This is a genomic window from Chitinophaga flava (genome assembly GCF_003308995.1).
In the GTDB taxonomy this organism is placed as follows: Bacteria; Bacteroidota; Bacteroidia; order Chitinophagales; family Chitinophagaceae; genus Chitinophaga; species Chitinophaga flava.
Genome location: NZ_QFFJ01000001.1, coordinates 908464 through 922777 on the forward strand (window position 1 = coordinate 908464; position 14314 = coordinate 922777).

General features: G+C 46.1%; 13 protein-coding genes and 1 tRNA gene. 5 read left to right on the forward strand and 9 right to left on the reverse strand.

Annotation, left to right across the window (positions count from 1 at the left end):
- Positions 1 to 92 precede the first annotated feature (92 nt).
- Entirely contained in the window at positions 93 to 554 is a 462-nt protein-coding gene (locus DF182_RS03390) for a YybH family protein (RefSeq protein WP_113614270.1), read from the forward strand.
- A 52-nt stretch (positions 555 to 606) separates the two neighbouring features.
- Here the strand turns inward: DF182_RS03390 and DF182_RS03395 are convergent, their stop codons facing one another.
- The 4 genes from DF182_RS03395 to DF182_RS03410 all read right to left on the reverse strand — a co-directional run bounded on the left by DF182_RS03395 (position 607) and on the right by DF182_RS03410 (position 6843).
- On the reverse strand, positions 607 to 1659 hold the full coding sequence (locus tag DF182_RS03395) for an SO2930 family diheme c-type cytochrome (RefSeq protein WP_113614271.1): 1053 nt from the start codon (positions 1657 to 1659) through the stop codon (positions 607 to 609).
- A 32-nt stretch (positions 1660 to 1691) separates the two neighbouring features.
- On the reverse strand, positions 1692 to 2981 hold the full coding sequence (locus tag DF182_RS03400; protein ID WP_113614272.1) for a parallel beta-helix domain-containing protein: 1290 nt from the start codon (positions 2979 to 2981) through the stop codon (positions 1692 to 1694).
- 24 nt (positions 2982 to 3005) lie between these two features.
- Positions 3006 to 5756, reverse strand: a complete 2751-nt coding sequence (locus DF182_RS03405) for a carboxypeptidase-like regulatory domain-containing protein (protein ID WP_113614273.1) — start codon at positions 5754 to 5756, stop codon at positions 3006 to 3008.
- A 160-nt stretch (positions 5757 to 5916) separates the two neighbouring features.
- Complete coding sequence (locus DF182_RS03410) at positions 5917 to 6843, reverse strand: LytR/AlgR family response regulator transcription factor (protein ID WP_113614274.1); 927 nt, start codon at positions 6841 to 6843, stop codon at positions 5917 to 5919.
- A gap of 86 nt (positions 6844 to 6929) precedes the next feature.
- On the opposite strand from DF182_RS03410, the gene DF182_RS03415 reads away from it, so the two are divergent.
- Complete coding sequence (locus DF182_RS03415; RefSeq protein ID WP_113614275.1) at positions 6930 to 7382, forward strand: hypothetical protein; 453 nt, start codon at positions 6930 to 6932, stop codon at positions 7380 to 7382.
- Here the strand turns inward: DF182_RS03415 and DF182_RS03420 are convergent.
- On the reverse strand, positions 7379 to 7888 hold the full coding sequence (locus DF182_RS03420; protein WP_113614276.1) for a hypothetical protein: 510 nt from the start codon (positions 7886 to 7888) through the stop codon (positions 7379 to 7381). The two genes, DF182_RS03415 and DF182_RS03420, sit on opposite strands and share 4 nt — an antisense overlap.
- A gap of 15 nt (positions 7889 to 7903) precedes the next feature.
- On the reverse strand, positions 7904 to 8476 hold the full coding sequence (gene def / locus DF182_RS03425; RefSeq protein ID WP_113616758.1) for a peptide deformylase: 573 nt from the start codon (positions 8474 to 8476) through the stop codon (positions 7904 to 7906).
- 100 nt (positions 8477 to 8576) lie between these two features.
- Here def and DF182_RS03430 point away from each other — a divergent pair, with 100 nt between their 5' ends.
- The gene (locus DF182_RS03430) at positions 8577 to 9476 is read left to right on the forward strand and encodes a helix-turn-helix domain-containing protein (protein ID WP_161964036.1); all 900 of its coding nucleotides are present in this window, start codon (positions 8577 to 8579) and stop codon (positions 9474 to 9476) included.
- A gap of 365 nt (positions 9477 to 9841) precedes the next feature.
- On the opposite strand, the gene DF182_RS03435 is transcribed toward DF182_RS03430, so the two are convergent.
- Complete coding sequence (locus DF182_RS03435; RefSeq protein WP_113614278.1) at positions 9842 to 10357, reverse strand: RNA polymerase sigma factor; 516 nt, start codon at positions 10355 to 10357, stop codon at positions 9842 to 9844.
- 410 nt (positions 10358 to 10767) lie between these two features.
- The gene (locus DF182_RS03440; RefSeq protein ID WP_113614279.1) at positions 10768 to 11805 is read right to left on the reverse strand and encodes an aldo/keto reductase; all 1038 of its coding nucleotides are present in this window, start codon (positions 11803 to 11805) and stop codon (positions 10768 to 10770) included.
- A gap of 173 nt (positions 11806 to 11978) precedes the next feature.
- Between DF182_RS03440 and DF182_RS03445 the strand changes: the two genes are divergently transcribed.
- Positions 11979 to 12052 (forward strand) — tRNA-Pro (locus DF182_RS03445).
- A 250-nt stretch (positions 12053 to 12302) separates the two neighbouring features.
- On the opposite strand, the gene DF182_RS03450 is transcribed toward DF182_RS03445, so the two are convergent.
- A complete protein-coding gene (locus tag DF182_RS03450) occupies positions 12303 to 12584 on the reverse strand; it encodes a hypothetical protein (RefSeq protein WP_113614280.1) in 282 nt (93 codons plus the stop codon).
- 406 nt (positions 12585 to 12990) lie between these two features.
- Between DF182_RS03450 and DF182_RS03455 the strand changes: the two genes are divergently transcribed.
- Positions 12991 to 14124, forward strand: a complete 1134-nt coding sequence (locus DF182_RS03455) for a hypothetical protein (RefSeq protein WP_113614281.1) — start codon at positions 12991 to 12993, stop codon at positions 14122 to 14124.
- Positions 14125 to 14314: the final 190 nt, after the last annotated feature.

The window sequence follows — 14314 nt, forward strand, 5'->3', positions numbered from 1 at the left end:
TAGCACGCAGTGGGCCCGGAAAATAGAACAAAACCGACAAGTGTATTTTTTTCTGTTTTTATCAGTAATTTCTTCCCCTAACCTTTTCGCTTATGAAAATAATTGGTAACCTCCTATTAATACTGCTCCTCGCAGGATGTACCACTAAAGCCCCCTCAGATGAGGCTGACATAGCATCGCTCAAAAAAACCACACAGGCCATCCGGGATGCCTTTGCCCGTGGCGATGTGGCAGCACTCGTAAAGTTTCATCATCCGCACGTCATTAAATATTTCGGTGGCAACAATGTGGTGGATGGACGGCAGGCACTGGAGAAAGGACTCGTGGAAATGTTCCGCACTGCCCGGATGGAATTTGTAGACCACAAGCTGGAAAGCCTTGTCATTCATGATGGCACAGCCGTGGAGACCAGCATTTTCACCATCAAGGTAACTCCTAAAAACGGGGAACCTCCTACCCTATCACATGGCAGAGCCATGGTGGTGTATGTCAGGGATAAAGACAACCCCAGCGAATGGGTATCTATCCGGGAGATGGCTCAGGCAGCACCATAAAAAAATCCGCAGGTACATGATACCTGCGGACAAATCAAACAATATTCACCAGTTATTGATGAGCCGTTGTTGAGATCCATGCTCTTATCAGCGTGATGGCTTCTTTATGCACAACGGTGCGGGCCAGCTCTGGCATAGCGGTACCAGGTTCGGTGCTGTTCATACGATATAAGAGGATAGAATGCGCCGGATCACCGGAGATAATATCATAATTGAGGCCACCAGCGCCACCTCCAGCGGAAACGGGTTCTTTCATAAAACCCAGATGGCTGCTGTCTGCCTGTTCATATTCCAGGAACAGGCCGGTGTTAAAGGCATCGCCGCCACGAGTATGGCAGTGGGCACAATTGACATCGAGGTAGGCGCGGGCACGCTGGTTAACGGTATAGTGTACACTGTCTTTCCAGTTGGGCAACTGCGGCACATCGGTAGCTGGAAGTCCCTGTAATAAACCACTCGCAGCCCATTGCTGCAACTGCCCCGTAGCCTGTCCTGCCACCGTAAAGTTGAGATTACGGGCCTTGGGACCTATCGGTGTCAGCACACTGTTATTAATATGACAACGTTTACAATCGTTGGTGTTGGGCATCTGATATACAGTGGAAACTTTTTCCCCATTATCATCCAGTAAGGTGATCGGAATCTTTTTACCCATGATCCATTTTACCGCATCGGTCTGTTGCTCATTCCACAGATAGTTCATCACTTTCCATTTTTTATCTGCCGGATCTTTAAACAGCAGCCGGGTTTCTATCATCACTTTCTGATGTTGCGGATTGTTATACGCAAAGTTTTTGATGATAAAAGTGGAGTCCGGGAAGTCAAGCGGGCCGTGGGCTGTATAGGTAGCAGCTGTTCCCGGCGGCAGCACTATAAAACGGTCTTTCACCGCATAATCTGTAAACAGCGGAGTAGACAGTTCATAATGTACCACACCTTTCCGTGGTGTAAGCGCTTTCAGCGCTCCGGTAAAAAATCCGTAATCCGATAACTTCTCCTTAAACTCAAATACGGCAGACTGTTGCCTGGCCGGCTGTTGCTGACAGCTATACAGCCAGGCTACCAAAAAAACAAATGCGATAATCGGCAAACAAGGCTTCCTCATCTCTCTGAAAAAAATTTAAATACAAAAACTAGTTACAATTGGTTACAAAGGAATGGTCTCACATCGGTGTAAGGACGCCATTTTTTAGTCTGCATCCGTAATGCATCGGCATTCACAAACAGGTCTTCCTCCTGCTCTTTGATACAGAGGTTATCCGGATTGGGGCCAGTCTTGTGGGTGAGCACATTACTGGTGATACCATCGTAGATGATGAAAGGCAGATTGGATTTGTTGCGGGAAGGGTCCTGGACCTTTAGCTGTTTTGCAATCGCTACCAGTATCTTACCGGTATGATGTTCATACACCGCCGATGGGAAAGTGTCAGCCATGATCATCACGTTGTTATGGATAACAATGTCTTTAGGTATAGGGTCATAGTGGTCATTCATTTTAGCGGCAGCATTGGGATCAATAAAAAAGCCGGACACCACGGAGATGGCGCAGGAATTGTTATTGAAGATGTTGTTGTTGTACAGCTCAATATCGGAGGCAGACAGGATCACCACTCCACTGCCGGGGGCGGCATTACCCACCCCCCAGGTAGAGCCGAAACTGCCGGCTTTGGCAAAATTTCTTTCGTTATTTTCATGGATGTCGTTGTTATAAGCCTTTACATGTCCGCCCCGCTGTGAGAGGTCCGGCAAGTCGAAGATCAGGAAGCCGGCGGTATTACCATAAAATTCATTTTTGTATACCTCCGCATGAGAAGTATTTTCTATTTCGCAGCCAGCCACGTTTTTATACGCTTTGCAGTAACGAACGATAGCGCTGTCTGTTTGTCCTACATAAATACCGGCATCGGAAGCCCCCTGCGCATAACAGTTTTCTATCAGCACATTTTTACACATTACTGGGTAGATGGCATAACCACCGGTAGTGGAATCAGATACTGACCAGACAGCGTGCACATAACTTACAAATACCTTTTCACTTTTATTTATTTTGATAAGATCTCCTTTTGAATCCTTCAGTGTCATGCCCGCGATAGTAAATCCTTTCACATCGGTAACGCGGAGACCTTCACCACCCTGGCTCTGGGCGGAGAAGTCCAGGATAGTTTTGTCGGGGCCGGCGCCTTCTATTTTAATATGACTGACCTGCGCAATACTGAGATTATCGAAGCGGTATTTTCCTGCTTTGAGGAAGATACTGGTGCTGTCTTTTATAGACAGAAATGCTTCCGCTATTTTGGTTTCTTCACCGGGACCAAAGGAGAGTCTTATTTTATACCCCTTCACGTCTTCCGGCTTCCTCATCGTGCAGGCAGCCAGCGAGCCTATCAGGGCTATCATTAACAGATGATACAGAACATATCGTTTCATTTGATTTCCATTTTTATAAAGTGATTAAAAGACGTTGTATGCATAGGTGACGTAGTACATCGCGCCGATGGCCGGACTACCAAACCCATTCCGGTAATAGGTATTGGTGATATTGGTACCTCCCAGCTTGATCCGGCTATGTGCCTTCAGCAACCGGTAGCTGATCTGGGCATCGATTACGGCGGAAGCCGGCACCGTGCCGCTGCCAAAGCCTATCTGATAAAAATATCCAGGGCGATAACGGAAAGTGGTACTAAAAGCATAACGTTCCTTATTACCAAAACCGGTGTTGCCCAGATCTATATTGAATTTATAATTGGGCGTATTGAAATTATTGACCTGGCTGTTGTTCCGGTTCAGCAAGAAGTCAGACGAAAAATTCACTTTCGCCATAAAATTATGTGACATGTCTACACTCACGCTCGCAGCATAACCGTAGGTATTCACCTTTTCAGCTCCGTTGTAGGCGATGTTGTAAGCCATATAGGTGCTGTGGTCTTTAAAGGCGGTCACATCTTCGGTACCGGGAGTGTTGGCCACGTTGACATAACCGATAAAGTTTTTCCAGGTGGCATAATAGCCCAGTACATCTATCAGAACCCGTTTGGCGATCAGGGAAGAATAACCTAATTCAAACGCATCTACGGATTGAGGTTTGATATCATTGAGAGCGAACTTTTGCAGGTCTGCCGGGTTGTTGCTCTTCTGGTATTTCAGGACGCTTTCCAGGGTATAGGCCGGGTAGCGGTCGAACTGGTATACGCCATTGAGCAGCCTGGACGAGCCACCGGAGGCAAAGCTGTTATAGTCTACCGGCGTACTTTGCAGCGCCTGGATATTGGACGGGAAGCTATAAGCATTCTGATAGGAGAAACGGATAAAACTTTCCCTGTTGACCTCCCCTACCGCTGAAGCACGGGTAGTGATACGCGGTTTTTCAAAGAGTGTATTTTTATCATAGCGGAAAGCCGTACTGAGACTGATTTTATCTTTTATGATTTTTTTGGTGAGATGTAGATAGGCACTATACTCCGCCACATCAATGGGGCCATCATTGTCGGGGAAGAGGGTCCCTTTGGAATCGAGGCGGTAGAGACGGTAGTTCAGGCCGGCGATGAGTTCTGCGAACTTCAGCAGATGGGAGAAGTTATACTGGGCTTCCACGTTGTACAACTTGCTTTTGTCGAGGAAGAGTGTACCACCTTTGGAAGTGGGCAGGGAAGAGATACTGTCTTTCAGATGCTGAAAAAGAGGGCTGGACGCATCGGGGCGGCCCTGGTCTGCGAAACTGCGGGCCATACTGCTGGCATCCTGAAAACTCTTACCTGCGGCCATGGCTTCCAGCAGGGCGCCGGTATATTGGGGATACCAGCCGTCGCCGGTACTGGCATTAAAACTCGGCTTCCAGGCTTCGTTGATCAGCTGCGCAGTAGGACTGGCAATGATGGTATTACCGGAATTCTCCTGGGTGGTATAACCACGGAGAAACCAGTGTTCGGCTTTCAGCTCTGCACGGTATTGGCCCAGCCGGAAGTTGGTGAGGGCATAACGGGTATCATTACTGTAAACTGCGTTGCCTTTACCAAAAGTGGCGGAGATAATGGCCTCCAGCCGGGGCCTGATCTTATACCGCAGCTCTGCATTGGCCTTTAATAATTTAGCATCGTTGCTGAGGTAACCATATTCAGGATAACCGGTACGGGCTACATAGTTGCTGCCCTTTTCGAGCATGGGGTTGATGATGGGTGCCAGTTCCGGGGTCTGGGCCAGGGCGGCTTGCAGGAAGGGGCTGATATCCACAGATGTTTTGCTACCATACAGGTTCACCCCATTGTAATTGGGATCTGTGAGCGGACCACCGGGACCATTAGTGTTGGCGGTATCCGTAGCCATCCATTCTTTAGCCTGGATATACTGTACATTGATTTTAAAGGCGAACTTATCACTTACTTTTTTTGCCCAGCGAACGGTCCAGTCGTAGTAGGGTGATGGTCCAAAAGGGTCATTGGACTTGCCTTTACTGACATGGTTGACGCCCTGGGTGATCTGGGCGCTGAGGCCCTGGTATTTAAACGGGTCTTTGCCGGTCATGACGAGGGTGCCGTTGAGGCCACGGGAGCCATACAGCGCAGAAGAAGCCCCTGACAATACTTCCAGGTTGTCTACATCCAATTCGGTGAGACCGATGGCAGTGCCGAGGGGGAAATTGAGGCCGGGGGCCTGGTTGTCCATCCCATCCACAATCTGAGTGAAGTTGGTGTTGCCACTGGTGTTGAAGCCGCGGGTAGTAATGGTAGTGAAGGTGAGGCTGGAAGTGGTTACGTCTACTCCTTTGAGGCCCTGGATCATGTTAAAATAACTGGGCTGGGGTGAGTTGATAATTTCTTTGGTGCTGATTCTTTCGATGGTCACGGGTGATTCTATTTTCTTTTGTACCGACCTGCTGGCCGACACCACCACTTCACGACCTAATACAGATGCGGGGCTGAGCTCTATTTTCAGTGCACCTGGGCCTGTGACTTTCAGTTCTTTTGTTTCAAATCCCAGAGAAGAAAAAACAAGGGTGAACGGGTAATTACTTTTGGTAGAAAAACGGAAATTCCCCTGATCATTGGTATAATCTCCATTAGGCGCTTCTTTCATAGTGACCGAAACAGCGGGCACTACTTCTTTAGTCGTGGCATTGCGCACATTTCCCGAGACAGTTTGCTGCGCCTGCGACAGATGGACAAGTCCCATCAGACAAATAATGGTTGATAGCAAGTTTTTTAACATCGGCTGGTGGAATTTAGACAGGTTGATAGCAGCGATATTAATAAAAAGACTTGTGGCAAAAGGCCGCTGACAGCGTATTTGGGGCGAAACTGTCAGTATTCGGGGTGAAAATGACCGGGAGATTTTAGGTGGATGACCGGGCAGTCCGTCACCCTCTCATTCACGAGCCATTAAAGGCCGATTGAAACAAAGGCAGGTAAGTAACCGAGACGGGAACAGGCATTTCCTCCAGTCCTTCTATATGCAGATAATGTCCTTTTGTATTTTTCTTAAAAAGTACCACTCTTGACATATTGACCAGATAAGAACGATGAGCTCTGATAAAACCCACTGCAGCTAACTGGGTCTCCATTTTTTTGAGGGAAGTACGGACCAGTTCCTTACTGATGGTTTGGCCACTGCGATAAAACAAATGCACATAATTATCTTCTGCTTTGATCATCAGTAAGCGGGCCGGGTGAACAGACAATACCACCTTATCATGTTCATCTCTGATCTGCAGACAGGTATCCGCTGTGGAACGGGCACTGGTGGATTCCGCCACAGGCGCCGATGGTGTTATGACTGCTGCCGGACTCCCCTCTTTCTCCAGTGATTTCAATTGCGCACACTTCTCCCTGGAAAAAAACCATAGCAGCGATATCAGGTATGGCAGGGGCAGGATGAGGGCAGTATAACGCAGGGTATTAGCAAATTCGCCCCATGTCAGAAAAAAGGTATCGGTGATCAACACATCTACAGCAGTCACGATAGCAGTTACCAGTGCAATTTCTCCCAAAAACCAGAACAGGTAAGTAGCGTTTGTCAGCTTGCGGCGCAACTTCCATTTAAACAGCAGGAACTGGGATATGCCCAGTGCGGTCATCCCGCATACAGTGAAAATGCCGAATAGCGGTGCCAGGCTCAGGTGTTGTCCTTCATACCACATGTTAATATTAAATGGCAGAAAAATATACATGAACAGAAAGCAGAAAATGCTGCAGAAGGCGATCAACTCTATCCGGTTCCGCACCGGGTCCAGTAAACTGAAGCGGGGCTGCTCTGTTGCGAATTTTGCAATCAGTGGCAAGGTTGGCAAGCTTTTCATATCATGGATGATTTTCTATAATTAAGATACACTTTTTCACGTAAGACACAAAGCAGTGAAACTACAAGCCTTCGTATATTCGCAGGATGCAGGAATCATTTACGATCCCCCGCGGATTTAAAGCAGGCTGTTATATCCTGAGTGCCCTGATGCTCGGTATTGCTGTCACTTCGATTTTTTTAGAGAAGGAATCGCAGGGTTTTATCTTTTTCAGTCTGCCGTTTTTTTTCCTGAGCTGGTCCATGTATGCCTATACACGCCTTCAGCTGGTACTGGACAACCAAATGGTTGTTTTCACCGGAGGATTCAAACCTCATCGGTTCAGCTGGGGAGATATTACCCGTATTGATATGGCCAAAGTAGGCAAGTATAGTGATCCGCAGGTAACCATTTATTACAGCGACCGCAAGCTGCAGCTGGCCCGGAGTTTTTATCGTAAAAAGCCTTTTCTGGAGATACTGCACCAGTTGGAAAAATATGCGCCGGCAGCGGTATTTACTGCTCAATACCGGCAACTCAGCCAGACATTACATGCCTAAAAAGAAGGCTCTTGTCCTGGTTTTAGTTCGCGGCCCCTTTGTTGTTCCGCACGTGCAAAAGCCTCTTCCGACAACGCTTTAAATCCTTTGGGTGCTTTATGGGCAGGTCCCTGGTAAATTCCGATGAAAGGTTTGTTGAAGGTACGTCTGCTCACGGGATCGGTCATACGAAAATACTGTGGGAACCAACCCTGTACCTTACTGGTGTCCGGAGCCGCTTTGGCAGCAGCTTTGGTCCTGTTGGCCATGATTTTCTCCAGCGTTATTTTTTCCAGGTCGGCCGCCGAAAAAAAGTGTACTCTTTTTCCTTTGAGGGAATGTCCTGATTTAAATATACCGGCATGATGCCATTCTGTAGAGAAAGGTTCCAATTCCTTTGCCGTGATTTTTTCGTTGAATTTTTTTGACAGCAGTTGAGCTGCAGCCCCGGCTTTCAGGAGGCCCTTTGCTTCTGCATCCTGGTAATTTTCTGACTTTCCTTCCCGCAGGTATTGGCTCATTTTCATGCCGGAAAGTTACAGTTATTTCATGGGATAGGGTGCATGGAAACGGCCTGTGCGGATGTATTCCAGCTTACGGGCCATTAATTTCCTTTTGATAGGCGCCAGGTAATCGAGGTACAGACGGCCTTCCAGATGATCGTATTCATGTTGTATCATTCTGGCAGTGAGGCCGGAAAAAGTGCGGGTATGTTGTGTTCCGGCGGCATCTTCATAACGTATGGTGATGCTCCAGGGTCTTGTGACGGAGGCCCGGAGGCCGGGGATGCTGAGGCAACCTTCCTCCTCTTCCCATGTTTCCGCAGAGCGGGCGGTTATTTCGGGATTGATAAATGTTTCCCGGATACCGGCGCCTTCCGGAAATAAGGCTGTCTGTTCTTCGGGGCTTAACAGATCAAAAGTGGACTGGCTCTCCACCAGAAACAGGCGCAGTGGCACGTTCACCTGTGGTGCTGCCAGTCCGCAACCGTTGGCGCCATAGAGTGTCTGCCACATGTTTGTGATCAGTTGTGGAAGTAGTGGATAATCCGGGGACACTGTTTTACAGCGGGCGCGCAGCTGATGATGGCCATAGGCAACTATTGGCAGGATCATATTTTTGATTACAAAAGTGAGATGTTTCCGAAAGGGGTGGTAGTAAATATTGGACATTAATTTATTTCCGGGGCCTGGGAGGCTGATGTATTTTTGTGGTATGCCGGTGGCTTTATATCAATATCTGCAAAGTATAAGGGTGATACCACCCTGCGCTGCGCTGGCGCAGGTGATAACCGGTTTTTATATCATGCCGGCGGGCAGTCTGCCTGCGAATGGTCTGGCTATCAGTGATGGGATGCCGGCTATGGCTTTTCTGCCGCATACGGATGACCAGCTGCATTTTTCGATGGGACAGACCACGGTAACGGTTACTGGTGGCTGGGTGAGCAGTCCATACCTGGAAAAGGCCTGGCTGCAGGTGCCTCAAAACTGTGGACCGCTGCTGGTGGTGCAGTTTAACCCGATATGGTTTTATCAGTTGTGGCAGTTGCTGCCACAGCGGTTACGTAGGGCGGGCATCTGCAGTCTGCCGGATATGCCGGGCAAAGACGGAATGTTATTATTGCAGCTGATGTCTGGCGCCAGAAGTATCACAGACAAGATAAAAGTGCTGGAAACCTTTATAGTGGCCCGGCTCCCCCGGCAGCCCAGTCATAACGGACTGCTGGAAGAAGCCATCACGTATATCCGTGAACGTGAGAAACCGTCTACAGTACAGGAATTAGGAAGATTACTAGGTGTCAGTTACAAATGGCTGGAGCGAAACTTCCGCAGCTATACCGGTCTTTCTCCCAAAGAATATATGCAGCAGTATCGTTTTCTTCAAACCTGTGTACAGCTGCAGGATGGGGCGCCGGTTGATTTTATGGGCATAGCGTTGCAACAGGGGTATTACGATCAGAACCATCTGATAAAGGATTTCAAAAAATTTACGGGAATGTCGCCCGGAAAGTATCTGAAAGCATATGCCTTTTCTGTAGTGTCATCTGTAAAACCATCCTACTCTCTTCTCCATCCAGCGCATAACAGGGCAGCAACTGCTCCAGGGGCCTGTTAATGTTGCTGACACTGCAGTCGGCGGCCGGTGTATTTGCGGAGGCAGCCATCTCTTTGTCCACCCTTTCTATCATGGCTTCTATATAATGACCGATTGCTTTTTTCCGCGATTCAAAATAATTGACTACTTCCAGTGGGGAGGTAAGTGATTCTGTTTCGATAATTTCTTTGAGAAATGCCGCCGACTCCTGAAGTTCGGCGGAAAGCTTCACCGGTAGTGGCATGGCACGGTAAAAGAGGTATTGATAAAGATCAGCCAGCTCATGATCCGCTATGGCAACGTTTTCATGCAGCTGTTGCAGGATCTGCCTGAGTAAAATTATATTAACACAACTAAACATAGGATAACGATTTAAATCAACATTTTCATTTTCTTTTTTCAAGTATGGCCTGGGCCACTAGCCGGAGACGATATACTCTTGCTTTCATGGCGCCCTCGGATGTCTGATATTCCTCGGCCAGTTGTTTGTAGGGTGTCTTTTCAGCTCTTCTTGTTAGTATTTCCCAGCCTTCTTCCCCGATTTCTTTTTTAACTCTTTCCAGGTCCTCCTGTATAGTTAATTTTTGCAGTGGGTCCGGTGATGGGTCGAGTAATATGCTATCCAGGTCAAGGTCTGCATGGGTTGTTTGTTTGCTGATTTTTTTCATAAAATCCGACCACACATTGCCTGCTTTCAACCAGATCAGTTTACTCGTAGTATAGTCATTCAGACTTTCTTTAAGACTGTTTCTGTAGGCGGCTTCTGAGGTGAACTGCAGGAGCTGTTCCGCTGCATCCTCCCTGTTTCCTTTGTAAGACGCTGCTTTCAGTTTCTTTGAAAAGAAGGCTATCAGTTTGGGCGTCTGTTGCTTAAATTCGGCTATAAAATCGCCTCTCTCCATGCAAGTGCTTTTACAGGGTTAATAAAGTATGCTGGTCGTATCTGCCAGATAGTAGACCTCTCAACAAATGCCGGGGTGCAGCACTTATGGAAAAAAATTTCAATTTTTGATTTCATATCGTATTTGTTTCCATAGGTTAAAACAGTGCTGATGCTCAATCGGTAACACACTTTTCTGATATTTTTATCAACATTCATATTAATAAATTGATTATCAATATGATAAGTTTTTAAAAATATCAATCATATAGTTTATAATCAGTATTCGTTGAAGTGACTACTCACGGAGAAGGATATATGAGGATAATGATGATGTATGCTTTACACAATTATATAGGGAGAAACATAACAGCGAATGCCAGGATGTTAGCTAAACATCCTGGCATTCGGGCTTTGATGGTTATTTAAGTTTTAGTAAAAAACCGGAGGAGGGTTGAGTGTAAGATTTTGTTGCTGGTGCCAATAAGGGTAAATAGTGGGCACTTCACTGGCAGCATCCAGCTTCTTCACCTGATCGGTGGTGAGATTCCAACCAACAGCCTCCAGGTTTTGTTTGAGCTGTTCTTCATTACGGGCCCCAATAATCACGCTGGACACGGTAGGCCGCTGCAACAACCAGTTGATGGCCACCTGTGCAATCGTCTTCCCGGTTTCGGCAGCTACTTCGTCGAGAGCATCGATGGTATTGTAAAATATCTCTTCCCGCAATGCCGACTCCGGAACAGGACTACCGCCCTGGGCTATACGTGTTTCCGGCGGAACAGGCTGATTACGGCGGAACTTACCTCCCAAACGGCCCGCTGCCAGCGGCGACCAGACAATACTACCTACTCTCTGATCTATGCCCAACGGCATCAGCTCCCATTCAAACTCCCGGTTGGCCAGCGAATAATACACCTGATGCGCCACATATCTGTTCCACCCATACTTATCAGCAACAGCCAGCGATTTCATGAGGTGCCAGCCAGAGAAGTTGGAGCAAGCGATATAACGCACCTTACCGCTTTGTATCAGATCATCGAGCGTACGCAACGTCTCCTCCACCGGCGTAACCCCATCGAAACCGTGCATATGATAAACATCGATATAGTCGGTGCCCAGGCGCTGAAGACTGCCTTCTATCTGTCGCAGCAGATGATGCCGCGACGAACCCTGGTTATTAGGACCTTTACCAAAAGGGAAAGTAGCCTTGGTAGAGATAATCAGTTGATCTCTTTTTCCTTCGATTGCTTTGCCCAGGATCTCTTCGGCCATCCCTCCGGAATAAACATCTGCCGTATCAAAAAAATTGACGCCCGCATCCAGGCAAAGATTTACCATTCGGGTAGCCTCCGCCACCTGCGTGCTGCCCCAGGCTTTGAAAAAATCACTGCCTCCGCCAAAAGTAGCTGTACCAAAGCTCAGCACCGGCACCTGCAGGCCGGAAGCTCCTAACTGTCTGTATTCCATAAATTGTTTTTTTTAAGTGACAATCCATGCAAAAGTCCGCCATTAATGCCATATAACACCTGTAAGTTCCTGAGATAGTTCTGTAATTTTAAGAGAGCAGTTTTCTATGATAATTTTTCCAGCTAAAAGTTGGTGATTTAACAAAATCATGTTTAATTTGTGACCCACATCAACGGGATGTAGCGCAGCCCGGTAGCGCGCTTCGTTCGGGACGAAGAGGCCGCTGGTTCGAATCCAGTCATCCCGACAAGTAATTAAAGCCTTAAGATTCTTTACCATAAAGGATTTTAAGGCTTTTTTGTTTCTTGTATTTTGATCGAGTTAATAAACTCATTTCTATACCAGAAGGTTACTGGAAAAATGGGTAGATGTTCCTTTAAACACTCCTACTACTACCCTTTTTGTTGTTCATCTTTTCCACTGGTGTAAGAAATGCTGAAGCCATTGGGCTGAAGGTAAAGCACCTGGATTTTTGATTATCCCTTATGCTTTTCAATTCACTGCGCGCTAATATTTATTGAGAAAACCTTTGACAAATAATTAATGGTTCCTGCAATTGGTAGGTTGATCTTAGTTGTATCCTGAGGACTAAACAATCCTTGAGTACCGAAAAGATTTTCCTTCATTTCTTTAGCTTTTTTAACTGTCTCCGCAAGTCCCCCAAAGACAATATAACATCCCAACAATATAGCTGTGATTTTATTGTTTTTCAGCCACCTTAAACATTTATCATAGAAAGTAGGCTGCTCCGCTTTTTTATTTCCTCTTGAATTTCCCATTAGAAGATAAACAGGTCTGCTGTAAAAGAAACAAGGTCTTGAAAATTCGCAACACAGTGAATGTGTTTCTCAGGACGGAGACACTGGGTCAGCCCACCTGCAATTGACTTTTGTTACCTTCGGTTCATTGATCGCTTTAACCTGATAAAATTAGATGAAAAATGGCTGATCGTGGATAAGGTCTCCAATCGACAGGAGCCATTGTAAGATTTCTTTAGGTAAAAGCTACCTGCACTAAAGGTTTATTAGCGTTCTCCCATCACCCCAAGCCCGGTTCGTAAATCGTACAATGAGGCTTTTTCTCCTTTAAACTCGCGACCATACAGTCGCATTTTCTTAAAAAATACCAGACAATTACCATATATTACATAATTTTAAATACATTTTATTAATGTAGCTATCCCCTATGAAGAAAATTCTATTTTTTGTCCTGATTACCTTTCTGTTTAATCTCCGGCTGCATGCACAAGTTGGATATCCTTTATGTATTCCTAAGAACGACTCCTCTTTCGCCTACTCCACCGCATCTGGCTCCAATGTTTGGGTAACGACAACGGATACACTGATAGAGATCGGAACCTTTAAGGAAAAGGTCAAGGGAAAAACATATACTGTAGCAAAGGTGCTGTATTACAGAAAACCCTGGCTGCCTGCTATGCAAATTAGACGGTCCAAACTTGATTACCTCGAAAACCAATATGCCACCGACAATGAAATAAATAGTGAAGCTCCTCCTCCTCCTCCTCTGGTATCCCAATCCCACTGGGTAAGGGATTATATGGAAAAGTGGATATGGTATTTTTTTGGAGCTATAATATTCTTGTTATTAGTCGGCTTTCGTGTTTGGCAAAAATTTTATCACTGGTTTGCACCACTCAGCGTACATCCAATTATATCCGCCTGGGCGTTTGTCAGTGCCTGCGTACTAGGTATTCTGATAATACTCAACGGTCATTTACTATACGATGGGGATCATCCTCTTACCCGGTTTATTTACCAGGCATGCTTTACAGATTCGGCCACATTAAATGCTCCTGCACCTACCAGCCACGATGGCAATTTTTTACTTGTAAGTATGCTGCTCGGTTACTTGTTGGTGCCGGTATATTTATATTTTAGCATCGTAACATTTTTTAATGGAATAGCCTTTTTGTACAGCCTCCCCCAGCCTGAAGGCTACTATCGTGTTAACGAGAATTTCTATGCACACACCAGAGCACATGCTGGAGGCGACCTTGATGGTCAACGGGTATTAATGGATAACTTTATGCGGGTATTGTTTTTTGTGATCCCTTACCTGGTAGTAAATATGGTATTTCCTGACGGCTATGAGTTCAGAATTAGAATGATAATAATCTATGTTGCCATCTTTGTGATGCTCCATTTGTTATATTACTATCTGATCATCAATAACCTTGCAAACAGAGAGAAAATAAAAGGGATAATACAGCCGGTAGTAGGCTACGCCGCGTTCATATGGATGATATTTAGTGTATTATTATTAATAAAGATGGCAAGTTTGGTGTGGATGATTAAATAATTTTCCTGCCAGACAAATCAAAAATATTATTCTTTACAAAATGTATATCCATTTCCGTGATCGAATTAATATACGGAAATAATTTGGGAAAGATTTGGAGGAGGGCACCGATTTTGTGCCAATGATCAAAATTGCTCAGGAGTACCCTGATTTTTATTTACCTTTTTCCTATGAAACCCACTCATCTCCT